The sequence below is a fragment of the Curtobacterium sp. 1544 genome (genome assembly GCF_040544915.1).
Classification (GTDB): domain Bacteria; phylum Actinomycetota; class Actinomycetes; order Actinomycetales; family Microbacteriaceae; genus Curtobacterium; species Curtobacterium pusillum_C.
Genome location: NZ_JBEPKX010000004.1, coordinates 68,899 through 93,282, shown reverse-complemented (window position 1 = coordinate 93,282; position 24,384 = coordinate 68,899). Strand labels below are relative to the sequence as shown.

Below are 24,384 nucleotides of genomic sequence, written 5' to 3'. Positions count from 1 at the left end.
CCCGCGGTCGCCCTCTCTCCTCTCAGAGCCAGGCAGCCACCCCGCCATGCCGTGAGCACGTCCCGCTGCGCGACTGGCTGAAGCTGTAGGTGCCGTCGCCGCACTTGGCGGTCGCGCCGCTCGGAGCACTGTTCGCCACCTCGGGCCGACAGACGGTGGTGCCAGCGCTGTTGACGTACGTGCCGTTCGTGCACGTCGACTGCGCAGGAGGGGGCGGTGGCGCGACGTACGTGCCGACGGACGTCACTTGAGCGGTCGGTGGCGTCGTGACCGTGTCGCTCACGAGCGTGCGCCCGGTCTCCACACCGTCCGTCGTGGTGATGCGCCACGTCTTCGTCTGGACGCCGGCTCGCCCAGGCGTCGTGACGACCGACGTCCCTTGCGCGCGCGAGGCGTCCTGGACCGTCTGCGACGCGAAGGGGACCGAGATCGTCTCGGTCACCGTCTTCGTCACGACGACCGGCGTCGGCGTCGGTGTCGGCCTCGGGGTCCGGGACGGCGTCGCGGTCGGCGTCCGTTCGGCGACGAAGGCGTGAGGCCGGCTCGTCGACGTGTGGGCGGCTGCGACGACGGGCTCGGACGGCGTCGGATGCGTCGCGCCGAACGCCGAGCCGGAGCCGATCATCACGACGAGCGCGACGCCGGCGCCGATCGCTGCCGCGGACCGCTTCCGGGGCAGCCGGAGCCACGTCGTCCGCCGGAACACGACGCCGTAGACGGCCGTGACGAGAACGACCAGTGAGACGAGCATCACCGTCCCCCAGAAACCGTTGGACGCGAGCCCGACGAGCACGAGGAGGGCTGTCGCGATGAACCCGATCCACGTGCCGACGGGAATCCGCCGCCGCGTTCGGGTACTGGGCGGGGAGGATGGCGGGACGGACAACAGTGCTCCTTCGGGTCGAGAACTGCGTCAGTCTGCGATGCATCTCACGAGCAGCCCAGTCCCCTGTTCACGGGGCAGGCGCGGACCGGAGCCGGTCGTCCGGGCTCGGAAGCGTTCGGGGACCGGAGATCCACATCCCGCGGCCGGCCCCATCTCCACCTGCTCGGGGCAACGACTGCGAGGATGGCCCCATGAGCGTCATGGTCTCCCTCTTCGATGCGAACCGCACCCGCACCAGCGAGAAGTACACGGCCTACCCGCCGGAGGTGCTGCCGATGTTCGTCGCCGAGATGGACAGCATGCTCGCCGAGCCCGTGCGGGAGGCCCTCGTGGCCGCGGTCACCAACGGCGACACCGGGTACGTCGGGCACGGCCGTGCTCTGCCCGAGGCCTTCGCGGACTTCGCGGAGGCCCGGTGGGGCTGGCGTGTCGACCCCGACCTCGTCCGTACCACCACGGACGTCTCGGTCGCGGCGGTGGAGACGCTCCGCCGGGTGATCGAGCCCGGTGACCAGGTCGTCATCATGCCGCCCGTGTACCCGCCGTTCTGGGAGTACGTCGCCGAGGCCGGTGGCTCCGTGACCGAGGTCCCGCTTGTCGCACCGGAGGGCCCTGCCGACCCGTTCGACACGACGGCCGGGTGGCGGATGGACCTCGACGGGATCGCCCGGGCCTTCGCGGACGGCGCCCGGACGGTCCTGCTCTGCAACCCGCACAACCCCCTCGGCCTGGTGCACTCGCGAGACGACCTCGCCGCACTGGCCCGCCTGGCCGCGGAGTGGGGTGCCGTGGTGGTCTCCGACGAGATCCACGCCCCGCTCGTGCACGCCGACACGACGTTCACGCCGTTCCTCGACTCGTGCCCAGAGGCCGCCGGTCTCGGCGTGGCACTGACGAGCGCGAGCAAGGCGTGGAACCTCGCCGGGACGAAGTGCGCGCTGATGATCGGCGCCTCGGACCGCGCCCGCGAGTGGTTCGACGGCATGCCACGCGAGGTCGTCGAGCGCACCGGGATCCTCGGCTACACGGCGAGTGTGGCGGCGTTCAGCGAGGGCGGCCCGTGGCTCGCGTCGCTGCTCACCGAGCTCGCGGCGAACCGGCGCACCCTCGCCGAACGACTCGGCGACGTGCTGCCCGGCGCCGGGTACCGGCAGCCGCAGGCGTCGTACCTCGCGTGGCTCGACCTGCGGGCGCTCCCGTGGGGCGACGATCCCGCGGCCCTGCTCGTCGACGAGGCGAAGGTCGCGCTCGGCAGCGGACCGGACTTCGGGCGCCAGGGGGTCGGCTTCGCCCGGCTGAACTTCGGGTGCTCGGCGGAGACCCTCGACGAAGGACTCAGCCGCCTGCACACCGCGTGGTCGCGGCGGGCAGACGGCTGATCGGTCGAGCGCGGACGGACTACTCGAACAGCTGCCAGGCCGGCTTGTTCGCGTACGTGTACGTGTAGTAGTCGGCGAGCTTGAGGCCTGCGGCGGCTTCCTCGTCGACGACGACGGTCGCGTGCTCGTGCAGCTGCAGCGCGGACCCGGGGACGAACGACGACAGCGGACCCTCGACCGCGGCTGCCACCGCGTCGGCCTTCGACGAGCCCTGCGCCACGAGGACGAGCTCACGGGCGTCGAGGATGGTGCCGAGCCCCTGCGTCATGCAGTGCGTCGGGACCTGGTCGAGGTTGTCGAAGAACCGGGCGTTGGCCTCGCGCGTGGACGGCGCGAGGGTCTTGATGCGCGTGCGGGACGCGAACGACGACGTCGGCTCGTTGAACCCGATGTGCCCGTTCGCGCCGATGCCGAGGATCTGCACGTCGACCCCGCCGGCGGCGCGGATCGCGGCGTCGTACTCCTTCGCGGCGAACTCCAGGTCGGACGCGCGGCCGTCCGGCACCCGCACGCGGGAGGGCTCGAACCCGAGCGGTTCGATGACGTCACGCTGGATCACCGAGGCGTACGACTCCGGGTGCTCGAGCGGGATCCCGACGTACTCGTCGAGGGCGAACGCGCGGGCCTCGGCGAACGAGATCTCCCCCGCGTCGACACGACGCTTGAGGTCGGCGTAGATGCCCTGGGGGCTGGACCCCGTGGCGACACCGATGACGGCGGACGGCTTCTTGGCGACGACGGAAGCGATCTTGGCCGCGGCGACGCGACCGACCTCAGCCGGCGTGGGCAGGATGATGATCTCCACGGTCACAGCCTACTGGTCATGACCAGTCCGCGACAGGGCGGTGTCGGTAGCGTGGCGACATGCCCACGCCTGACTTCGTCCTGTCCCTCCGCGCGAAGATCGGGAACGACCCGCTCTGGCTCACCGGGGTCACCGCCGTCGTGACGCGCGGCGAGGGTCCTGATCGCGAGCTCCTCGTCGTGCGCCGGGCAGACAACCACGCCGTGACGCCGGTGACGGGCATCGTCGACCCCGGCGAGGAACCCGCGGTCGCCGCCGAGCGCGAGGTCCTCGAGGAGGCCGCCGTCGTCGCGGTCGCCGAGCGCCTGGCGTGGGTGCAGGTGCTGCCGGAGATGACGTACACGAACGGTGACCGGGCGCAGTACCTCGACCTGGTGTTCGCGTGCCGGTACGTGTCCGGTGAGCCCTTCCCCGCCGACGGCGAGAACACCGAGGCGTTCTGGGCCCGGCTCGACGCGCTGCCGGACATGTCGGCGAGCATGCGGGCTCGGATCGACGCGGCCCTCTCCGACGATCCGGCCGCACGCTTCCAGCGCTGATCCCACCGGACTGGAGGCACGGTGCGGCCCCGCCCCGCGCCTCCAGTCCGTCATCGGCCGGCTCCACCACCCGCCGAAGCGACAGATTCCCGCGAACGTTCTGCGGACATCTGTCGCTCCGGCGGGTCCGACCGGAGGGGCCGGCGAGCACTGTCGCCCTCGCGATCAGGTGAGCGGGGCCACCGCCACGGGCGCGCCGAGCAGGCGCACGGCGACGGCGTCGCCAGCCACGCGACGGTCGCCGACCTCGTGCTGGACGGTCACGACGGTGTCGTCGTCGAGCCGGACCGTGGTGCGCCGGATCGAGCCGAGGAAGCTCGACGCGACGACGGTTCCGGTGACGCCCTCTGCCGCGAAGGCGACGTCCTCGGGACGGACGAAGGCGATGACCGGGCCGTCGGCCGCCGCGGCGTCGAGCGCGGGGACGCGGAACCCGTACACGAACACGTCGCCGCCGCGCAGGTCGCCTCGGAGTCGGTTCGACTGCCCGACGAAGTCCGCGGTGAACGCCGACGACGGGGAGCGGTAGAGCTCCTCGGGCGTGCCGATCTGCTCGATGTCCCCGGCGTTCATCACGGCGATGCGGTCGGAGACGGCGAGCGCCTCCTCTTGGTCGTGGGTGACGAACACCGTGGTGATGCCGAGGTCGCTCTGGATGCGGCGAATCTCGTCGCGGAGGGACACCCGCACCTTGGCGTCGAGGGCGGACAGCGGTTCGTCGAGCAGCAGGACCCGGGGTCGGGTGACGAGCGCGCGGGCGAGGGCGACGCGTTGCTGCTGCCCTCCCGACAGCTGGTGCGGGTACCGGTCCGCGAAGTCCGCCAGGTGCACCATGTCGAGCGCGTCGATCACCCGCTCGCGGCGCGCTGCCGCCGGGACCCGGCGCATCTCCAGGCCGAAGGCGACGTTCTGCCGCACCGTCATGTGCGGGAACAGCGAGTACTGCTGGAACACCATGCCGATGTCGCGCTTGTTCACCGGGGTGCTCGCGACGTCGGCGCCGTCGATGCGGATCGAGCCGGCGTCGATGGCCTCGAGGCCGGCGAGCGCGCGGAGGGCCGTGGTCTTCCCGCACCCGGACGGGCCGAGCAGCGAGACGAACTCACCCGGTTCGACGCGGAGGGACAGGCCGGCCAGAGCGCGGTGGGCACCGTAGTGCTTCTCGACGGCCTCGAGCTCGACGGTCGCGCCCGTGGAGGACAGCGACGTCGGGGCGGCGGGGGCGGTGACGGTCATGCGGACTCCTTCTCGCCGGTGCGCCGCGCGCCGATCCGGCCGATGACGACGAGCAGCACGAACCCGAACACGAGTGCGCCGAGCGAGAAGATCGCGGCGACGTACGGGTCGGTCTGCTGCACGAGCACGAGCGCCGTCTGGAACGTCGTGCGGGACAGGAACGAGGCGAGGGTGTACTCGCCGAGGACGACCGTGATGGTCAGGAAGCACGCGGCCGTGATGCCGCGGCGGAGGTTCGGCAGGAGCACCCGCCACGTGACCGTCCACCACGAGGCGCCGAGGGACCGGGCGGCCTCGGACAGCACGGCCATGTCCATCGCGGTGATGGCGGCGGCGATCGGGCGGAACGCGAACGGCAGCGCGATGATGCCGATCGCGAAGGACAGCGTCCACGCGTCCGACCCGAAGACCTGCGCGACGACCTGGTACACGGGGATGAACCCGACCACCAGCACGACGACCGGGACGGTGATCGGCACGATGCAGACGAACTCCAGGACGCGGCGGAGGCGAGGGTACCGGAGGGCGGTGATGACCTGCGCGGGCAGGAGCACCAGCAGGACGATCGCCACCGCGATGACGGCGATGAGGAGCGAGGCGCCGAGGCCGTCGAACACCGGCTGGTAGGTCGCCGCGTTGAGCGGGTCCGCGATCGCCGTGTAGTGCGCGAGCGTCAGGCTCCCCTCCGTCCCCTGACGGAAGGTGAACTGGGCGAGGGCGACGAGCGGGACGGCGAACACGAGGCCGATCACGACCAGCACGATCGCGGCGGTGACCCGCGACGGAGCCGCGCCGAAGCGGGGAACGCGAGTCGTGCCTCCAGGCCGGTTCATCGCTGCCACCTCGCTGCCCGACGCTGCAGCAGCGAGTAGCCGCCCATCACGACGGCCATGACGACGACCATGCCGAAGGCGAGCACCCCGGCCACGTTCTGCAGCCCGATGATCGTCTCGCTCGTGAGCTGCGCGCGGATCGTGAGCGGCACGATCCCGCCCTGCGAGATGAGTGCCGCGGCGGTGGCGAACGACGAGAACCCGTTCGCGAACAGGAGCAGCAGCGAACCCCAGAAGGCGGGGGCGAGCACGGGCAGTCCGATGCGGCGCCAGTACGTCGCGCGGGAGGCGCCGAGCGTGGCGGCGGCCTCGCCCCACTGGGACTTGACGCCCTCCAGTGCGGGCATGAACGTCAGCACCATCAGCGGTACCTGGAAGTAGACGTAGGGGATGACGAGCCCGGGGACCGTGTACAGGAACCCGCCGCTCGCGTTGCGGTCGACGTTGAACGCGGACACCAGCCACGTGGTGACGAGCCCCTGCACGCCGATCGTCGCGATGAACGCGAAGGCGAGCATGACGCCGCCGAACTGGGCGAGGACGCTCGCGGCCGAGTCGATCATCGACCGGACGAGTCCGTCGGGCCGGAGTGCGGCGAGCGCCCAGCAGACGACAGCCCCGATGACGGCACCGATCACGGCAGAGGCGGCGGACAGCGCGAACGAGCCACCGAAGGCGCGGAGCACCGACGGGTCCGCGAAGGCGGCGAGGTTGACGACCGTCGGCCGACCGGAGGCGTCGAAGAAGCCACTGCCGATCGCGATCACCGCGGGGACGGCGAGGAAGAGCAGGACGTACGCGGCGAACGGGGTGAGGCCGAGCCACGCGACGCCGCCGCGTCGCCGGACACGGGGTCCGGCGACGCGGCGGGCGGTGGCATCGGCCGGCTGCTCGCTCGTGACGAGCGTCGCGCCGAGGGCCGGCGCTGCGGCGCTCTTCGCGCCTGCCGATGCGGTGGTCATGCTGGTCAGGAGCCCATCGTCGAGGCCCACTCGGCGGACAGCACCTTGGCCGCGGCCGTGGCCTGCTCGTCGGTCAGCTCGACGGAGTCCTTCGGCGCGCCGCCGGCGGCGTCGAGGGCGTCCTGGTCGACCTTGCCCGACTTCTCGAGCGCGGCGAGCGTGGACGGGAAGGCGCCGGCCTGCAGGTACAGGTTCTGCACGTCGGGGCTGGCGATGTACTCCTGCCAGAGGCGCGCGGCCGCGGGGTGCGGGGCGTCCTTGTTGATCGCCTGCGAGTAGTACGAGGCGAGGGCCTGGCCCTCGGGGACGACCGTCTTCCAGTTCTTGTTCCCGCTCGCTCCGGCGGCCGGACCCCACGCGAGGTTGTTGTAGGACCACTGGATGACGACCGGGGTCTCACCCGAGGCGACCGTCGCCTGCGTCGGCAGCACGTTCTGGAAGTTGCCGGCCTGCTTGAGCTTGCCGAAGTACTCGACGCCCTTCGTGATGTCGTCCGCCGAGCCGCCGTTCTCCAGCGCTGCGAGGTAGACCGCGCTCGCGGCCTGGTTCGCCTGCGTCGGGTCGCCCGAGATCGAGACCTTGCCCTTGTACTCGGAGCCGAGCAGGTCGTCCAGGTCCTTCGGCGCGGACTTCACCTTCGAGGAGTCGTAGCCGATCGACATCAGGCCCGTGTAGTCACGGGTCCAGGCACCGTCCTTCTCCTTCAGGTTCTCCGGGATGTCGCTCCAGTTCGCGACCTTGTAGTCGGTCAGCAGGTCGAGGTTCTGCTGCAGCACCGCGTTGCCGAGGTCGAGCACGTCGGGCGCGGTGGACTGGCCCTTCTGCGACTTCACCGCGGCGACCTCGTCGGCGCTCGAGCCGTTCGGGTTCGCGGAGTTGATCTTGATGCCGTACTTCTTGGTGAAGCCGTCGATGATCTTGCCGTAGTTGGCCCACGACGGCGGCAGCGCGATGACGTTGAGCTGTCCCTCCGACTTGGCGGCCTTCACGAGGGCGTCCATCCCGCCGGCGGACTCGGCGCTGGTGGCGGTCTTCCAGTCGGTGTCGGTGGTGCCGGACGTGCTGGCGGAGCTCGTGGCCGAGCATCCGGCGAGGGTGACGATCGCGGCGGCGGCGAGGGCGATGCCGGCGAGGGTGCGCTTGTGCTGCACGGGGTGTGCCTTTCGGGTGATCGGGAGGAACTCGGGGTCCGGGTCCTGGATGATCGTGGACTCGGCCGGTTTCCGGCCCGTGCTGCGGTGGTGAACGGTGGCGGAACAGCGGGTGCGGCTGTACGGTTTGCTCGCTCTTGCTGTTTTGCTCACGTTGGGCGCGTGGTCGCGTCCGGATCGGCCTGGAGGCACGGATGCAGTTCACGACGACGGTCCTGCAAGCACGGAAGACGGCTACCGGATTGCCCGTCCCACCGTCCGTCATCGAGGCGCTCGGCTCCGGCAAGCGTCCCGCCGTGGTCGTCACGGTCAACGGGGGCTACACCTACCGGTCGACCGTCGGGGTCATGAACGAGCAGTTCCTCGTGCCGCTGTCCGCTGAGCACCGGGCGGCCGCCGGGGTGGCCGCCGGCGACTCCGTGTCCGTGACGCTCGAGGTCGACACCCAGCCCCGGGTGGTCGACCTGCCCGCCGACCTCGAGACGGCGCTGCACGAGGCAGGGGTCCGCGCGGCGTTCGACACGCTCTCGAACTCGCGGCAGCGCGCGCTCGTCGACCCGGTGGTCTCGGCGAAGGCTCCGGAGACGCGTGCACGGCGGGTGGCGAAGGCCGTGGAGGCGCTGCGCACGTAGGGGGCGTGTGGGTGCCGTTCCGCGCGTAGGAGGCCGATCTGCGCGTAGGAGGCAGTTTCGCGCGTAGGAGGTCGCTCCTTCCGGCTGCCTACGCGCGATTCCGCTTCCTACTGCGCGCGCGATGGGACGAACCAGCACTCAGGGAACCTGTCGGACCACTCAGGTAGAGTCCTGCTCCCGCCGATCACCGAGAAGGACTCCCGTGACCGACACGCTCGACGTCGCCCCCGCCACCCCGAACCCCGCCGGTCCGCCGCGCCCCACCCGATCTGGCCCACGTGCGATCGGCTCGCTCATCTTCCTGTCGCGATGGCTGCAGGCACCGCTGTACCTCGGCCTGATCGTGGCGCAGATCGTCTACGTGATCGTGTTCATGATCGAGCTCTGGCACCTCGCCGAGACGGTCATCGCGGACCCGACGCACATCGACGAAGCGACCGTGATGCTCTCGGTGCTCGGCCTGATCGACGTCGTGATGATCGCGAACCTGCTCATCATGGTGATCATCGGCGGGTACGAGACCTTCGTCTCACGCGTGAACACCGAAGGACACCCCGATCAGCCGGAGTGGCTGTCCCACGTCAACGCGAACGTGCTCAAGGTGAAGCTCGCGATGGCCATCATCGGCATCTCGTCGATCCACCTGCTCAAGACGTTCATCGCGGTCGGTGACCTCGGCCGTTCTGGTGGCGGATCGATCGCAGGCGAGAGCTACACGTCAGAGGGCGTGTTCTGGCAGGTCGTCATCCACATGGTGTTCATCGTCTCCGCGGTCGCGCTGGCCTGGATCGACCGGATCTCCCGCCCGAAGTCGCACTGACGACGACGCCCGCGGTCAGGCAGCCAGATCGCGGGCGCTCCGCACGGGTCGCACCGCGCAGGGAAGCCCTGCGGCTCGCAGACGCCGGGCGAGCTGGTCGAGGTCCCACAGGTCACGCCACTCGAGCCGGATGATCCAGCGCACGGCGGGCACGGTGAGCAGCCGCTCGTGCCGACGCTTCTCGTCGACGATGACCTCGGCCGCCGATCGACCGTTCCGGTACCGGTCCTGGGTGTACTTCGCGCGGCCGTCGACCTCGACGATCACGCCGTGCTCCGGGAACCAGAAGTCCACCTCGTAGCGGTGCCCGTCGACCACGAACGCCTGCTGCAGCACGGGCGTTGGGAGACCGAGCTCACGGAAGACCACACGTGTGAACGACTCCGCCGGTGATCCGGACCGGCCGTCCGCGAGGTCGAGGACCAGCGATGCTGTCGCGCGTCCTCTGTCGTGGGCGGTCCCCCCGACCGCTCGGACGATCTGCTGACGGGTGAGCCCTCGGCGTAGGGCAGCATCCGCCACGACCACCGCGGCCCGTACATCGCCGAGGAGCGCGACGTCCGCCACGGTGCGGGCGACCGAGGTGAACCGCACACCGGCGTGCTCGACGACGTCGTCTGCGCCGAACGGTCGCGTGTGGAGCTTGAGCGACTCCGACCCGGACCGGTACTGCGACTTCGGTACGGTGACGTGGACAGTGTCCGGCCACGGGTACAGCCAGGGCAACCCGTGCGCGGCGACGGCTGAGACGTGCGAACCAGCAGCGGCGGCACTCCGCCGCCCGAGCCGCGCGAACACGCGGGTGACGTACCGCTGCCGTGGCCCAGCGGCGTCCCAGTCGGCCCCTCGCACGAAGGCGTTCGGACCGACGCGCACGAGTCGGCCGGGACCGTCACCTGCGGCTCGCCTGCGCATCGTCGCGCCGGAGCGACCAGCATCCCGCGTGGTGCTGGCCCGGTAGATCGCGAGTGGCTGTTCCATGTCTCCACGGTCCTGGACGGACGCCGTCGTTCGGCGAGCCGACAGGCGGACTGTGGACGGGCCTCCAGGCGGACCGCCCTGTGGAGGGGAGAGCTTCCTTCCCATCGCAACCGCGCTTAGAAGCCAGATCGCTCGTAGGAGGCAAGAAGATCCTGCCTCCTACTCGCGATTCGGCGCCCACGCGCGAAACGGCCTCCTACGCGCGATTCGGCAACCACGGCACCCACGGCAACCAAGCTGACCAAGCCAAACAGGGCACCCCAAGGCACCCAAGGCACCAGTGACCCCAGCGCGCGCAACACGGCGCCGGACGGAACGCACCCGTGTCCCGTCCGGCGCCGCGGTCTCCAGCGCGGGCCCGCTGCCTCAGGCCCGACGCACCCGCAGAGTCACGATCTCGAAGGGCCGGAGCGTGAGCACGACCGGCTCCCCCGACTCCCACGAGTCCCCCAGCGGGCGTTCCAGCAGGTCCACCGTCGCCACCGAAGCGACGTCGAACCCGAAGTCCACGCCGACGTCCGAGGCACGCCCTCCCGACGCCTCGTACAGTCGCACGACGACGTCCCCGGAGCGATCCTCGGCGAGCTTCACGGCCTCGACGAGCACCTGCGGCGACGACACCGTCACGAGCGGCTCGACCGGAGCGGAACCCGCGACCGTCCGCACCGGCAGGTTCAACCGGTACCCGGAGTCGGCCGCGTCGAGCACCGAGGCGCCCACCCGCAGGACGGTCCGGAACACGTGGTGCCCCTGGTCGGCGTTCGGGTCCGGGAAGGTCGGCGCACGCAGCAGGGACTCGCGCACGAGCGTGGTGGTGCCCCCGTCGGCCCGGGTGTTCCGCGTGATGTCGTGTCCGTACGTGGAGTCGTTCGCGACGGCGACCCCGAAGCCCGGCTCGGCGACGTGCACCCAGCGGTGCGCCGACGTCTCGAAGCGCGCCATGTCCCACGAGGTGTTCTGGTGGGTGGGCCGGTCGATGTGCCCGAACTGGATCTCGCTCGAGGCCGATGCCGCGCGCACGTCGAGCGGGAACGCCAGCTTGAGCAGCTTCTGGTGCTCGTGCCAGTCGACCTCGGTCTCGATCGTCAGCTCGGGTTGCCCGGCCACCGCCGAGTACCGCGTGGTGAGCGTCGACGACCCGAACGACCGCTCCACCACGAGCGACGAACCGTCGATCGTCACTGACGACGCAGCGAGTACGGTCCCGCTGCGCTGGTACGCGCGGTCGATGTCCCACGCCTCCCACTGGTTCGGGGTGTCCCGGAACACGGTGTACTCCGCGGCGGCCGAACCCGGCGCGACGGCGTCACGACCGGTCGAGTGGTCGACGAGCGACACCACGTGGCCGGCCGCGTCGATGGTCGCGGTGACGACGCCGGTGTCGATGACGAAGTGGTCACCGGAACGGACTGGAGGCACGGCTCGCGGTTCGTCGGTCGGCGAACCTCCCAGGGCGGTCACCCCGTCCGCCGCGACGGGCGAGGCGTTGAACCGCACGACCGTCCCGACGGAGGCCCCGCCACCGACGGTGTCGGACGACGGCGCGTCGAGCAGGCCGCTGCTGCCACCGGCGAGGGACGTCGACGATGCCCCGACCCCGGCGAGCGCCGCTTCCCCACCGTTCGCGAGCGCGGTCGTCGCGTCGCCGATCAGCCCCTCGAGGGTGGCCGCGACGAGCCGGTAGTTCTCCTCGGCGTTCTCGTAGACCCAGGCGATCGAGGACCCCGGCAGGATGTCGTGGAACTGCTGCAGGAGGACGGTGTGCCAGGCCTGCTCGAGCTCCTCGTACGGGTAGTCGAGCCCGAGTCGGACGGCGGCGGTCGCGGCCCAGAGCTCGGCCTCGCGCAGCAGGTGCTCGGAGCGGCGGTTGCCCTGCTTCGTGCGGATCTGCGACGTGTACGTCCCGCGGTGGAACTCGAGGTACATCTCCCCCGACCACACGGCGGGCGTGGGCAGTGCGGCCTCGAGCTCCTCGAAGACCTGCGCGGGGGTGCCGAGGTCGACCCGGGGCGAGCCGTCGAGGTCGTGCTGGCGCCGGGCGGCTGCGACCATCTCGCGGGTGGGGCCGCCACCGCCGTCACCGAAGCCGTAGAGCAGCATCGAGGTGTTGGCGACCCCGCGCTCCTTGTTCTGCCGTTCCCCGCGGTGCAGGTCGGCGGCCGAGACGTCGGAGTTGTAGGTGTCGGCCGGGGGCAGGTGGGTCAGGACCCGGGAGCCGTCGATGCCCTCCCAGTGGAACGAGGTGTGCGGGATGACGTTCGTCTCGTTCCACGACGGCTTCTGGGTGACGAACCACTTCGAGCCGGCGGCGCGGACGATCTGGGGCAGGGCACCCGAGTAGCCGAAGGAGTCGGGGAGCCAGGCCTCGGGGGTGTCGATGCCGAACTCGTCCAGGAAGAACCGCTTGCCGGCGACGAACTGCCGGGCGAGGGCCTCACCACCTGGAAGGTTCGTGTCCGACTCGACCCACATGCCGCCCACGGGGATCCACCGGCCCTCGGCGACCCGTTCCCTGATGCGGGCCCAGATCGACGGGTAGCCGTCCCGGATCCACGCGTACTGCTGCGCCGACGAGCAGGCGAACGTGAAGTCGGGGTCGCGGTCCATCAGGTCGAGCACGTTGGAGAACGTGCGGGCGCACTTGCGGATCGTCTCGCGGACGGGCCAGAGCCAGGCGGAGTCGATGTGCGCGTGGCCGACGGCGATGGCCCGTCCAGCCGAGCCCGAAGCCCCGACGGCGAGCAACGGTGCGAGGACGTCCCGGGTGGCCGCGGCCGTCCCGGCGACGTCGTCCGGGTCGAGGGCGTCGGCGGCCCGTTCGAGTCCGCGGAGGATGTCAGCGCCGCGGGTGCCGTCGGTGGGCACCTCGGCCATGAGCCCCCGGAGGACCCAGAAGTCCTGCTGGAGCTCCCACACGGTGTCGTCCCGCTCGACGATCTCGAGCGCGCGCAGCTTGTAGATCGGCTTCGAGCCGGCGGTCGAGCGCGACCCGAGCGGGGTGGCGCCCTGGAAGGTGTCGCCGCCGATGTCCGGGTTGGCCGCTGCCTCGACGTAGAGCTCGAACGACTCGCCGGGGCCGACCTCGAGCGGGACCGTGTCGTTCTTCGGCTCGACGCCCTTGATGGTCGAGCCGTCCGGACGCCACGCGAGCCCCTCGGCCTGGAACCCGGGGTGCCGCTTCGTGAACCCGAGGTCCACCAGCAGCTCCGCGGTGGTGCCCGGCGCCGTCCCGAAGTCCGCGGGCACGGTGCCCCGGATCCGGAACCAGGTGGTTCCCCAGGGCCGACCGCCCCAGGCCCCGCCGACCGCGAACGGCTCGTAGTCGGCCGCCACCGCGACGTCGAACGGCACCGGTTCGTCCGGCACGGTCCACGCCGCGATCTCCACCGGGGCGGACCGGCGGTGGACCGCGGGGTCGATGCGGTCCCGGACGAGCCGGGCGATGCGGGCTTCGACGAGGGGTTCGTCGTGGTGCATGGAGGTGGTTCCTTTCCAGCAGGGCGGGGACGGACGCTCAGCCCTTGATGCCGCCGGCGAGGGCGTTGCCGCCGCCGAGGCCCCGGGACACGAGCACGTAGAGGGCGATGACGGGCACGGAGTAGATGATCGAGAAGGCCGCGAGCTGCCCGTACGCCACCGCCCCGTACTGCCCGAAGAAGTTGAAGATGCTCACCGCGGCGGGCACCTTGTCGGGCGAGAGCAGCAGGACGAAGGGGACGAAGAAGTTCCCCCACGCCTGGATGAACACGAAGATGAACACCACGGCGATGCCCGGGCGCATGAGCGGCACGACGATGCGCGTCAGCGTGGTCATCATCGAGGCGCCGTCGGTCCAGGCGGCTTCCTCCAGCGAGATCGGCACGGAGTCCATGAAGTTCTTCGCCATCCAGATCGCCATCGGCAGCGAGGTGGCGGCGAGGAAGAAGATGCAGCCCCACACGTTGTCGATGAGGTTGAGCGACACGAACAGTGCGTAGACCGGCACCATCATCGCGGTGATCGGCAGGCCGGTGCCGAACAGGATCCCGTACAGGAACGGCTTGTTGACGCGCATCTTGTAGCGGGACAGCGGGTAGGCCGCCAGCAGCGCGAAGACCACGGTGACGAGCGCCGTGCCGCCGGAGATGAGCAGGCTGTTCGCGAGCGGGATGAACGACAGCTCCGGTGTGAGGACCTTCGTGAAGTTGTCGAGCGTGAACGTCGAGGGCACCTTCACCGACAGCGACGCGTCGGGGTCGACCGAGGCGAGCACGAGCCACAGCAGCGGCACCGCGAAGCACAGCGCGATGACGAGCAGCACGATGTTCGACACCCAGCGCATGGTGCGGCCGCGCGGGGAGGTCATGTGGAGCGCACCCGGGGCGGTCACCGAACGGGTGGCGTTGGACACGGGACGGTCGGCGGTGAGTGCCATCAGTCCACCTCCGGCTTGAGTGCCTTGATGTAGATGATCGAGAAGACCGCGCCGACCACGAGCAGGATCGTGGCGATCGCCGTCCCGAAGCCGAGCTGCGAGAACTTGAACGCCTCTTGGTAGGCGAGGATCGGCAGCGTGGACGAGTCCGTCCCGGGGCCACCGGCGGTCATCACGTAGATGAGGGTGAAGACCGACAGGGTCTGCAGCGTCGTGAGCATGAGGTTCGTCGAGATCGACCGGCGGATGACGGGCAGCGTGATGTACACGAGTCGCTGCCAGCCGGTGGCGCCGTCGACCTCGGCGGACTCGGTGATCTCCTCGGGGACCTCCTGCACGGCGGCGGAGTACACGAGCATCGAGAACGCCGTGCCGCGCCAGATGTTCGCCAGGATCACGGCGAGCATCGGGTACGTGTAGAGCCAGTTCGGCCCGCTGATCCCGATCGACGCGAGGAACTCGTTGAGCGTCCCCTTGTCGTTGAAGAACGCGTACGCCGCGAACGACGCCACGATCTCGGGCAGCACCCACGCGGCGACGACGAAGGTGCCGACGATCGCGCGGACGGCCTTGTGGGCGCTGCGCATGAGGAGCGCGAGTCCGAGGCCGAGCACGTTCTGCCCGACCACTGCGGAGGCGAGCAGGAAGACGATCGTGAGGATGACGGACTTCGGGAAGTCCGGGTCCTGGAACAGCTCGAGGTAGTTCTTCAGGCCGACGAACTGCTGGTCGGCGGCGCCGACACCCGTCAGCGCCGAGTTGGTGAACGACCCGTAGAACGACGAGATGACCGGGCCGAGCAGGAAGATGACGAGGAGGACGACGGCGGGGAGGAGCGGGACCGCTCGTCCCACGTTCCGCAGCGGCTTCCGCTTGCGCGGGACCGGCGGATCGGTGCGCTTCGGCGCACCGGGCGCCGACAGCGTCGGCGCGAGTGGGGTGCTGGACACGGGTTGGTTGCCTTCCGGGTGCGGAGGGGGTTCCGAAGGTGGGGAAGGACGGACTGGAGGCGCGGGGCGGGCGTGCTCCGCGCCTCCAGTCCGTCAGGTGGTCACCGCAGCGATCAGCCGGAGGTGGTGTTGTCCTTGCCGACCACGCCGACGACGCTCTTGTCGTAGGCCTCGGCGGCTTGCTTCGGTGTCTGCTGCCCCGTCATGACCGATTCCATCGCGACCTGGATGGCGTTCGAGACCTGGGAGTAGTCACTCGTCGCCGGGCGGAAGTTCGTGTGTTCCACGAGCCCGGAGAAGAACTTGAACGTCGGGTTGGAGGCGTCGTACGACGGATCCTCGGCGACGTCCTTGCGCACCGCGATCTGGCTGTTCTCGATGTCGTACTTCAGCGAGCCCTCCTTGTTGAGGAAGGTCGAGATGAAGTCGAACGCGGCCTGCGGGTTCTTCGAGTTCTTGCCCACCGCGAGGGTCCAGCCACCGGACATCGAGTTGTAGCCCGGATCCTGACCGTTCTGCGTCGGCATCGGCGCCTGGCCCATCACGTCGGACCACTCGGGCCACGGCGCAGTGCCGGACTTCAGCCACGTACCGGACTGCCACGACCCGTCGAGGTCGATCGCGAGCTGACCCTTGGGGAGCCACGTCTGCGCGATCGTGGTGCCGACCTGGCTGTCGAGCGCCTGCTGCGGTGTCGGGCCGAGGCCGCCCTGGTAGACGTCCTTGATGAACTTCAGGGAGTCCTCGAACTGCTTCGAGCCCGTGACCCACTTCTTGTCCTTGTAGAGCGTGTTGCCGGAGCCGTCCGCCCCGTAGAGGAGCATCTCGAAGCCCTGCATCGTCGACGCCTCGCCCTGGGGCTTGCCGGAGTAGACGTTGAACGGGATGACGCCCGGGTCCTTCTCCTTGATCGTCTTCGCCGCGGCGAGCACGTCGTCCCAGGTCTTCGGCTGCCACGGAACGGGCAGGCCGACCTTCTTGAAGATGTCCTTGTTGTACCAGAGGGCACGGGTGTCGGTGCCCATCGGGATGCCGTAGGTCTTGCCGTCGACGCCCTCACCGGCCTGCTTGGCGTTGTCGTAGAACTGGCTCCAGTCCTTCCACTTCGCCGTGTACTTGTCGAGCGGCAGGAGGTACCCGGCCTGCGCGTCGGCCTTGATGAGGAAGGTGTCCTCGTACATGACGTCCGGAGCGGTGGCCGGCGCCTTGTTCATGAGCGCGAGCTTCGTGTAGTAGTCGTTCTCCTGCGCCTGGATCGGCACGAGTTCGACCTTCTTGCCCGGGTTGTCCTTCTCGTACTCCTTCTTGACGACCTTCATCTGGGCGTCGAGTTGCTGGAAGGCGCCGAACTTCTGGTACGCGATCTTGATCGTGTCGCTCGAGGCGGACCCCGAGCTCGAGCAGCCTGCCAGGCCCACCGCGGCGACGGCCACGGCTGCGAGTCCGGCGATGATTCGGGTGCGTTTCATCGGTGCTCCTTTGCACAGGTGGCGGGCTCCATCGCCCGCTCGCACACTTAGTCCACCGTATTGACTTATTGCTGTCAAGAGGTTTTTCGTGACGATGCGGTCACGGAGCGGGGCCGGGGCTTCCGGGCGCCGGGCGCTTCCGGGCGCGGGCCCGCGCGCCGGGCGCCGGGCGCTTCCGGGCGTACCGGCACGAATCGGGCGTACCTGGTCGGAAGTTCTGACCAGGTACGCCCGATTCGACTTCCCATCGCAGATGTCCTGGGAAGGAACGCCCGTCAGCGGATCGGCGTGGCACCGCCCGTGACCGTGATGCCGCCGGTCGCCGGGACATCGACGAGCAGCACGCTCGGTCGGCCGACGTGCCGCCCCTGCCGGATCACGACGCGGTCATCCGGTGCAACGGCCCCGACCTCGCGCAGGTACGCACCAGTGGCCGCCGCTGCTGAACCGGTCGCCGGGTCCTCGGTGATGCGGCCGACCGGGAAGAGGTTGCGGGCCTCGTACTCCAACGGTGCGGTCTGGTGCAGCACCGTGACCGTCCCAGCCCACCCGGCCTCGTGCGCGAGCTCCGCGAGAGGGCTCGGTGCGAACCGGAACTGGTGGAACAGTTGCTCGTCGGCGAGGACGACCACCGGGTGCTGGTTCCCGGCGAAGGACTCCAGGACGGGGAACCCCTCGGCGACGTCGTCCGGCACCAGGCCGAGCAGCCCGAACAGCCGGTCGCGCAGGGTCGGGTCGAGCGGTCGCACGCTCGGCTCCACGCTCGTCATCGCGACCTGCACGGTGCCGTCCGGCGCAGCCGTCGCGTCGAGGGCGATCTCCCCCGCGCCCGTCGTGAAGACCCGTCGCCCGAGGCCGTCGCGCTCCGCCAGGACCACCGCGGTGGCGATCGTGGCGTGGCCGCAGAACGGGACCTCGGCCCCCGGGGAGAAGTACCGGACGTGCGGGCCGGTGGGGGTGTGCCCGACGACGAAGGCGGTCTCGGGGTAGGCGACGTCGCGGGCGATCGCCTGCATCTCGTCGTCGGAGAGGTCGGCTGCGTCCAGCACGATGCCCGCGGGGTTGCCACCGCCCGGCTCGGAGGCGAACGCGGTGTACCGGAGGATCTCGATGCTCACGGTCTCGACGGTACTGCCCGGCGCCGACGTCGCTCGCGGGCCGATCGGGAGCGCGTGGCCTGCGCTCGGGGGTCGGCTGCCCAGGCCGCGTTCAGTGAGCAGCAATGGTCGGGTCCGCATCGCGAACCCGACCATTGCTGCTCACTCGATCACACCGACACGCGCGCTCCGCGACGACGACGGGCCACCAGGACGCCCGCGCCGGCCGCGAGGAGCAGGAACGCCGCCACCGCGCCGGCACCGAGCCCCTCGGCGCCGGTGTACGCCAACTCGCCCGTCGCCGGGTCGATGCGGATCGTCGTCCACCCGAGCACCGTCCCGTCCGCCGCCGTCACCACGATCCGGTGCGTCCCGGCCGGAGCATCCGCCGGGATCGTCGCCCGCACCGTGCCGTCCGCGGCGACCGTCACCGTCCCCAGCAGCGTCGGCGTCGAGAACATCCACACGTTCACCCGGTCGCCGGCGTACTGCGTGCCGACCGTGATCGTGATCGTCTCCCCCGCACGACCCGACGACGGCGCCGACACCGAACCACGGTTCGCCTCGGTCAGCGACGACTCCGACGGAGCCACCGGAGTCGTCGGCGTCCCCGCCGGCCCCGAACCGGGGTTCGGGGCGGGCGTCGACCCACCACCACCCGGAGTCGGGGTCGGGGGCGGGGTCGTCCCTCCATCACCAGGCGTCCCACCGTCCCCCGGCGTCGACCCGTCGCACGGGTACGTCCCCGTCCGGAGCGAGAACCCGTCCGTGTCGTTGTCGTCCGCGTAGAAGGTGGCTCGTGAGCCGCTCGCGCACACGCCCGAGATCGCGAAGCCCTCGTTGGCCAGGGTGCGGTCGGCCGCCGACGGTGCCTCGTACACGGTCGACGCGGTGAACGCACCGTCAGACACCTCGTACAGCGCGGTGCGGCCGGAGCACGCGTCGTCGCAGACCACCCAGAGCGCGTCGAGCGTCGGGTCGAACTGGACGTCCGCGACGATGGAGAACGGCGTCGCGATCGTGGCCACCCGCTGGAACGAACCGTCGTCCATCAGGGCGTAGGCGTAGACGCTCGCGGTGCCCTCGACCCCGACGAAGAACAGGCCGTCTCCGTGCCCCGCGTACGTGGCAGGGGCGTAGGCGGCGCCGGTGTGCTCGTCCGCGAATCCGTGCGCGGTGAGCCAGGAGTCCGGGATCCAGGTGACGCCCTCGAGGCCGGCGTTCGCCCCGAGACCCGGGAAGTCCGCGGCGAGGTTCCACTCGTCCGTCGCGTTCAGCGTCGACTCCCCGCCGGACGTCGTCGCGAACCGCAGGACCGCCGGGCGGCTCGTCGACGACACGTCGTTGTTGCGCTCGGTCGACACGTACACCGCGCCGGGGTCGTCCGACGTCACGGTGACGCCCTCGGCGTCCGGCGTCCCGGAACCGTCGGCGTAGTGGAGCTTCGTGCCGACAGCGTTCGACGGAGCCCAGCCGCCCCTGCCGTCCGACACGAGGTGGTAGAGCAGCCCGTCGCCGTTCTGCACGGCCCAGACCTGGCCCTGCGCCGAGGTCGGGGAGGTCGTCCAGTCGATGCCGCTCAGGTCGCCCGTGAAGGTGTCCTCGTCGTCGAGCACGGTCTCGTCCGGGCCGCCGGGCCAGGGCTCGGCCGTGACGACACCGGCGAACCGGTTGGCGGCGCCCTTCGTCGGCGCGGCGGTGTCCGCGAAGGCGCCGGTGCCGTCGGGGTTCCGGCCGTACGTCGACGCGGCGTGCGCGGTCCACGAGTACGAGTCGACGAGCTGCCCCTGCGGGTCGAAGACCCGGGCGGAGTCCGCCTTGCCGAGCCCGAAGCCGAAGGAGGCCTCGTCGAGCACCGTGAAGCCACCCGGGGCCACCGTCGTGCCGGCGGGGATCGGGTACGTGTGGTCGTCCTCACTGTCCTTGAGGACGTAGCCGCCGAGGTCCACCGTCCTCGTGCCGACGTTCGTCAGCTCCACCCAGTCACCCGGGGTGCCGCCGTCCGACTCGACCTCGTTGATGCGCACCGGCGAGGAGCAGTCGTTCGCCGCGCCCTTGGTCGACGCGGTGGTGTCCACGAGGGCGCCGGTGCCGTCCGGGCAGCGGCCGTACGTGACCGCCGCGTGGGTCGTCCAGGAGTACCGCAGCACGAGGTCCCCGGCCGGGTCGTACACGCGTGCGGTGTCCGCTCCGCCGAGGCCGAAGTCGAAGCCGGGAGCGGTCGCGGACAGCTGGTCGATGACGAAGTACCCGCCGGCGGCGATCGTCGACCCAGCGGGCAGGACGTAGGCGTCGTGGGAGCTGTCGTCGTCGAGGAACGCGTACCCGGACAGGTCGATCGCGGCGGACGAGGTGTTCCGCAGTTCGACCCAGTCGGTGTCGTCACCGTTCGACTCGACCTCGTTGACGACGAGGCCGTTCGCGGCGGCGGGCCCGACGTTCGGGTCGTCGTCACCGACGGCAGCGGAGGCGGGCGTCGCTGTGAGGACGCCGGCGGCGACGACGAGGCCGGCTGCGACGGACGCGCCGAAGCGCAGGGCACGGGGATGCATGCAGGGTCCTTCTCGGGAGGTCAGGGGCGGACCTGCACGACTGTTCAGCACCCGGGCGTCCGCCCGGTGGCGACCAGGTGAACGACAGGTGTCGCGGGCACCGGACGCAACCAGACGACGGACTGGAGGCACGGTGCGGGCCCGCCCCGCGCCTCCAGTCCGCCCCTGGTCGCGACCACCCCGCGGCGCGAGCCGGTCGATCAGCGTCGGATGAGGAGCGCGCTGGCGCGCGGCGACAACGCCGCGTCGAGCACGAGGCAGGCAGCCCCGACGGCGGCGACGTCCGCGCCCCGGTCGCTCTCGTCGACGACCACCGGGTGCTTCGGCACCAGCAGCGGCGACTCGACGATCGCGGCACGGGCGGCCGGCAGCGCGGCACTCGCCACCCGCGACCAGAACGGTCCGCCGAAGACCACGCGGTCGATGTCGAGCAGGTTGACGATGAGGACGACGGCGTTGCCCATCACGGTGCCGGCGTCCTCCGCCAGGCCGATCGCCACCGGGTCCCCGGCGTCGATCGCGGCGGCGAGCCCGTCCCACGCGCGGTCCACGGACTCGACGTCCGAGGGGGCGTCGAGCTGGAGCCCGCGGTCCCGGGCGATCTGCACGAGTCGGTCCGGGGCGACGGCCGCGCCGACCTCACCCCGGGTGCCGGCACTGTCCGGGGTGCCGGCGAGGGCGCCCTGGTCGACCATGATGTGTCCGGCGTCACCGGCGTTCGAACCCACACCGCGGACCGGTTCGTGGTCGACGGCGAGCCCCACGCCGAACCCGGTGCCGAAGTACACGAAGGCGAAGTTCCGCGCCGAGGACTCCCCCGCCAGGAACATCTCGCCGACCACCGCGGCCGTCACGTCCTTCTCGAGGAGCACCGGGTAGCCCGTCGCCTCGGACAGCGCGTCACGCAGCGGCACGTCCCGCCAGCGCGGCAGGAACGGGGGGTCGAGCACCACGCCGGCGTCCACGTCGATCGGGCCCGGGCTGGCGATGCCCACGCCGAGCACCGCGTCCATGTCGACCTCGGCGTCGCGCACGAGCCCGTCGATCGCGGTGGCGATGGTGCGGACTACCTCGGACGGATCGTCCGCGGTCGGCGTGGACGTCGTGGTCGAGGCGACGACCGTCCCGGCGAGGTCGAGCAGCACGTAGGTCACGACGGCCGGGTCGACGTGCACTCCGACGGCGTACCGACTGGCTGCCTCGAGCCGCAGGATGGTCCGGGGCTTGCCGCGTCCGGACACGATCGTGCCGGACTCGGCGATCATCCCCGCCTCGATGAGGAACCGCGTGACGTTCGACACCGTCTGCGCGCTCAGTCCCGTGCGCGAGGCGAGTTCGACGCGGCTGAGTCCGTCGGGCGAGCGGCGCACCGCGTCGAGCACGACGGTGCGGTTGAACCCGCCGATCGACGGGAGGTTCGCCCCGCGCCGATGTTCTGCCATTCCGCGACCATACCGCGCGGGCGGCTCCGGCAACGGTGCGGTGACGTTCTCGACGCCGCGCTGGCCCCCGCACGGGTACCACCGTTAGCCTGAGCGGCATGACGGACCTCCGCCTCGAAGAACTCTCCGCGTCGACCGCTGCGGCGGCGAACTCCCTGACGCTCAAGCCCGGGCAGGAACAGTTCGTGCAGCCGACGACGTACGGCGTCGCGGAGTCCGACGTGAAGCCCAGTTCCGCGTGGACCCGTGTCGTGCTCGACGGCGACGAGGTCGTCGGCATGATCATCGGCACCTTCGACGAGGACAACTCCGAGGAAGAACTCCGCAGTGCCATCTGGCGTGTGAACGTGTCGGCGACGGCGCAGGGCCGCGGTGTCGGTCGGTTCGCCGTGCACGGTCTGGCCGACGAGGCCCGGAGCCGTGGCCTCGAGCGCCTCACGGTCGTCTACGAACCCGGCGGCGACGACAGCCCCGAGCCGTTCTTCCGCGCGGTCGGGTTCGAGGTCGTCCGTGAGACCCAGTACGGCGACCACTTCGCGGTGCTGAAGCTGGTGTGACCGAGGGCGCGCCTGACGACTTCGGCGCGGCCGTCGCCGAGGTCGTCCGCCTCATCCCCGCCGGGCACGTCATGACCTACGGGGACGTCGCTGCCGCGCTCGGTTCACGGGCGTCGCGCGCGGTCGGCAAGGTGATGGCGCACGAGGGCTCCGACCTGCCGTGGTGGCGGGTGGTCCGGTCCGGTGGGTTGCCGCCGGTGCACCACGAGGCGCGGGCGCACGAGCACTACCGAGCCGAGGGGACGCCGCTCGTGCAGGGGACGACGACCTGGAGGATCGACATGCGCCGGGCGCGATGGTCACCCTCCACGGACGCGGACGACCCGTTCTGACCACCGTGGAAACGTCCGCTGACGTTAGGCTCCGAGGGTGGGGTCACGATCGGGGCAGCAACGGACGTCGGCGGAGGCGCTCGATGCGATCGCGGCCACCATCTACCGTGAGTACGGCATCGACCCGATCAGCTTCGTTTCAGACGGAGATTCGGCGCTCCTCGGGTACCAGCGCCCGGACGGCACCCGGGTCTCGCTAACCCAGCACCCCGTCGAGTGGCACATCGTCGTCGTGGATCGAACCGGGCAGGTCATCGACGACCAGCGTGGCCGTGGGACGCCAGCACGCTCCTTCGTCGCCGGACAACGGCTCGATCTGTTGCTGCGGCCGCCGACGCCACGAGCGCGACCCCTCACCATCACGCCGTCGCTGCCCATCGTGACGAAACTCACCGGCACGCTCTTCGCGGTCGCCGCGTTCGTGGTCGTGAAGGCGCTCGCGATCGCCGCCGGACCGGACGGGTCCTGGTCGGGAGAGCGGCTCCCTGTCGTCCAGGCGATCCTCGGCACCATGGACCTCGGGACCCTCCCGGCGGCCGTGTTCGGCGCGTTCGTCAGAGATCCATTCCTCGGGCTCTTGGTCGTCCTGTCGCTCACGATCACCCTCATCGGCTCGTCCATGCCGAGTCTGGTGCGATCCATCGATGTCCTGCACTGGAGGATCGGCATACTCTTCCTCGTCGCGTGCACCGCTGGATTCCTCGCCTTCACCGTCGCCCCGTCGTGGTGGCACCGTGTCGGCCTCGCCTCGGCGCTCGTGATCCTGCTCTGGGCGTCCTTCCCGCTGTGGACCGTCGAGTGGCGACTCCGCCGTTGGCAGCGGATGGCTCGGGACGTCCAGCTCAGGAACCGTCACGCGCCGAGACCGCTGAACCTGGCGGTCACGGACCAGGAACGGGTCGCCGATACCGTCGTCACATCATCGTCGCTCGCGCTGCAGGCATTGGACCGCAAGAAGGCCCGTTGGGGAAGGTCTCGGCGTTTCAACGAGGCGTTCAGCGCGGCGGCGGACGCGGCGGCGGAAGTGCGCGCGCGGCAGCGGTCGGCGAACAGCCACAGAGTCGTTCGGGCGAAGCGGCGATCTGCGCAGATCTGGGACGTCCAGATGAACATCGTCCAGTTCGTCGTCCTCGTGTGCCCGCTCATCACGGGGGTGGGGCTGGCCACCTCGCCGACTCCGTGGGTTCCCGAGCAGTGCGCGCGCGTCGCTGCAGGGAGCGCCGTCGACTTCTACGAGTTCCCGGGCTCGCCGAGCGTGCGGATACGGAGCGACGACAGGACGCTGCTCCAGCCGTCCGACCTCGGAACGGGAGAGCCGGACTACGGGCGGTGCTGACCGGCCGTCGA

21 protein-coding genes are annotated in these 24,384 nt (G+C 70.6%); 7 read left to right on the top strand and 14 right to left on the bottom strand.

The features are described from left to right. Positions 1–22: 22 nt before the first annotated feature. Positions 23–751 (bottom strand): G5 domain-containing protein, encoded by a 729-nt coding sequence (locus tag ABIC61_RS04020; protein ID WP_354028906.1) that lies wholly within the window; start codon positions 749–751, stop codon positions 23–25. 326 nt (positions 752–1,077) lie between these two features. Here ABIC61_RS04020 and ABIC61_RS04015 point away from each other — a divergent pair, with 326 nt between their 5' ends. Beyond that, entirely contained in the window at positions 1,078–2,265 is a 1,188-nt protein-coding gene (locus ABIC61_RS04015; RefSeq protein WP_354028905.1) for a MalY/PatB family protein, read from the top strand. A 19-nt stretch (positions 2,266–2,284) separates the two neighbouring features. On the opposite strand, the gene nagB is transcribed toward ABIC61_RS04015, so the two are convergent. Next, entirely contained in the window at positions 2,285–3,070 is a 786-nt protein-coding gene (gene nagB, locus ABIC61_RS04010; protein WP_354028904.1) for a glucosamine-6-phosphate deaminase, read from the bottom strand. A 59-nt stretch (positions 3,071–3,129) separates the two neighbouring features. Here nagB and ABIC61_RS04005 point away from each other — a divergent pair, with 59 nt between their 5' ends. Beyond that, a complete protein-coding gene (locus ABIC61_RS04005) occupies positions 3,130–3,609 on the top strand; it encodes an NUDIX hydrolase (protein ID WP_354028903.1) in 480 nt (159 codons plus the stop codon). A 165-nt stretch (positions 3,610–3,774) separates the two neighbouring features. Here the strand turns inward: ABIC61_RS04005 and ABIC61_RS04000 are convergent, their stop codons facing one another. The 4 genes from ABIC61_RS04000 to ABIC61_RS03985 are packed head-to-tail and all read right to left on the bottom strand — an operon-like array spanning position 3,775 to position 7,791. Next, on the bottom strand, positions 3,775–4,845 hold the full coding sequence (locus ABIC61_RS04000) for an ABC transporter ATP-binding protein (RefSeq protein ID WP_144753087.1): 1,071 nt from the start codon (positions 4,843–4,845) through the stop codon (positions 3,775–3,777). Next, positions 4,842–5,678 carry an ABC transporter permease gene (locus tag ABIC61_RS03995; protein ID WP_354028902.1) on the bottom strand — a complete coding sequence of 279 codons (837 nt, stop codon included), beginning with the start codon at positions 5,676–5,678 and terminating at the stop codon, positions 4,842–4,844. Before ABIC61_RS03995 ends, ABIC61_RS04000 begins: the two co-directional genes overlap by 4 nt. Beyond that, positions 5,675–6,640 (bottom strand): ABC transporter permease, encoded by a 966-nt coding sequence (locus tag ABIC61_RS03990; RefSeq protein ID WP_354028901.1) that lies wholly within the window; start codon positions 6,638–6,640, stop codon positions 5,675–5,677. Before ABIC61_RS03990 ends, ABIC61_RS03995 begins: the two co-directional genes overlap by 4 nt. 5 nt (positions 6,641–6,645) lie before the next feature. After that, positions 6,646–7,791: an ABC transporter substrate-binding protein gene (locus ABIC61_RS03985; RefSeq protein ID WP_354028900.1), complete on the bottom strand. Its 1,146-nt coding sequence runs from the start codon at positions 7,789–7,791 to the stop codon at positions 6,646–6,648. Between the two features lie 194 nt (positions 7,792–7,985). Here ABIC61_RS03985 and ABIC61_RS03980 point away from each other — a divergent pair, with 194 nt between their 5' ends. Both ABIC61_RS03980 and ABIC61_RS03975 read left to right on the top strand, forming a co-directional pair. Next, complete coding sequence (locus tag ABIC61_RS03980) at positions 7,986–8,423, top strand: YdeI/OmpD-associated family protein (protein ID WP_354028899.1); 438 nt, start codon at positions 7,986–7,988, stop codon at positions 8,421–8,423. Between the two features lie 202 nt (positions 8,424–8,625). After that, a complete protein-coding gene (locus ABIC61_RS03975) occupies positions 8,626–9,243 on the top strand; it encodes a TIGR00645 family protein (RefSeq protein WP_354028898.1) in 618 nt (205 codons plus the stop codon). A gap of 15 nt (positions 9,244–9,258) precedes the next feature. Here the strand turns inward: ABIC61_RS03975 and ABIC61_RS03970 are convergent, their stop codons facing one another. The 8 genes from ABIC61_RS03970 to ABIC61_RS03935 all read right to left on the bottom strand — a co-directional run bounded on the left by ABIC61_RS03970 (position 9,259) and on the right by ABIC61_RS03935 (position 22,148). Continuing rightward, the gene (locus ABIC61_RS03970) at positions 9,259–10,224 is read right to left on the bottom strand and encodes a hypothetical protein (protein WP_354028897.1); all 966 of its coding nucleotides are present in this window, start codon (positions 10,222–10,224) and stop codon (positions 9,259–9,261) included. A 366-nt stretch (positions 10,225–10,590) separates the two neighbouring features. Next, positions 10,591–13,701: an alpha-mannosidase gene (locus tag ABIC61_RS03965; RefSeq protein WP_354028896.1), complete on the bottom strand. Its 3,111-nt coding sequence runs from the start codon at positions 13,699–13,701 to the stop codon at positions 10,591–10,593. A gap of 37 nt (positions 13,702–13,738) precedes the next feature. Then, positions 13,739–14,638 (bottom strand): carbohydrate ABC transporter permease, encoded by a 900-nt coding sequence (locus ABIC61_RS03960; RefSeq protein WP_144753110.1) that lies wholly within the window; start codon positions 14,636–14,638, stop codon positions 13,739–13,741. After that, positions 14,638–15,588, bottom strand: a complete 951-nt coding sequence (locus ABIC61_RS03955; protein ID WP_097181192.1) for a carbohydrate ABC transporter permease — start codon at positions 15,586–15,588, stop codon at positions 14,638–14,640. The genes ABIC61_RS03960 and ABIC61_RS03955 overlap by 1 nt, the downstream gene beginning before the upstream one ends. 113 nt (positions 15,589–15,701) lie before the next feature. Then, positions 15,702–17,057: an extracellular solute-binding protein gene (locus ABIC61_RS03950; RefSeq protein ID WP_144753113.1), complete on the bottom strand. Its 1,356-nt coding sequence runs from the start codon at positions 17,055–17,057 to the stop codon at positions 15,702–15,704. A gap of 275 nt (positions 17,058–17,332) precedes the next feature. Continuing rightward, the gene (locus ABIC61_RS03945; RefSeq protein WP_354028895.1) at positions 17,333–18,175 is read right to left on the bottom strand and encodes a PhzF family phenazine biosynthesis protein; all 843 of its coding nucleotides are present in this window, start codon (positions 18,173–18,175) and stop codon (positions 17,333–17,335) included. 149 nt (positions 18,176–18,324) lie between these two features. Continuing rightward, positions 18,325–20,706 carry a lamin tail domain-containing protein gene (locus ABIC61_RS03940; protein WP_354028894.1) on the bottom strand — a complete coding sequence of 794 codons (2,382 nt, stop codon included), beginning with the start codon at positions 20,704–20,706 and terminating at the stop codon, positions 18,325–18,327. A 200-nt stretch (positions 20,707–20,906) separates the two neighbouring features. Beyond that, entirely contained in the window at positions 20,907–22,148 is a 1,242-nt protein-coding gene (locus tag ABIC61_RS03935; RefSeq protein WP_354028893.1) for an ROK family transcriptional regulator, read from the bottom strand. Between the two features lie 98 nt (positions 22,149–22,246). On the opposite strand from ABIC61_RS03935, the gene ABIC61_RS03930 reads away from it, so the two are divergent. Genes ABIC61_RS03930 through ABIC61_RS03920 form a run of 3 tightly spaced genes read left to right on the top strand, consistent with a single transcriptional unit; the run spans position 22,247 to position 24,373 of the window. Then, the gene (locus tag ABIC61_RS03930; protein ID WP_144753125.1) at positions 22,247–22,705 is read left to right on the top strand and encodes a GNAT family N-acetyltransferase; all 459 of its coding nucleotides are present in this window, start codon (positions 22,247–22,249) and stop codon (positions 22,703–22,705) included. Further along, entirely contained in the window at positions 22,702–23,037 is a 336-nt protein-coding gene (locus tag ABIC61_RS03925) for an MGMT family protein (protein WP_354028892.1), read from the top strand. The genes ABIC61_RS03930 and ABIC61_RS03925 overlap by 4 nt, the downstream gene beginning before the upstream one ends. Positions 23,038–23,074: 37 nt before the next feature. Further along, entirely contained in the window at positions 23,075–24,373 is a 1,299-nt protein-coding gene (locus ABIC61_RS03920; RefSeq protein ID WP_354028891.1) for a cytochrome b/b6 domain-containing protein, read from the top strand. The last annotated feature ends 11 nt before the right edge of the window (positions 24,374–24,384 follow it).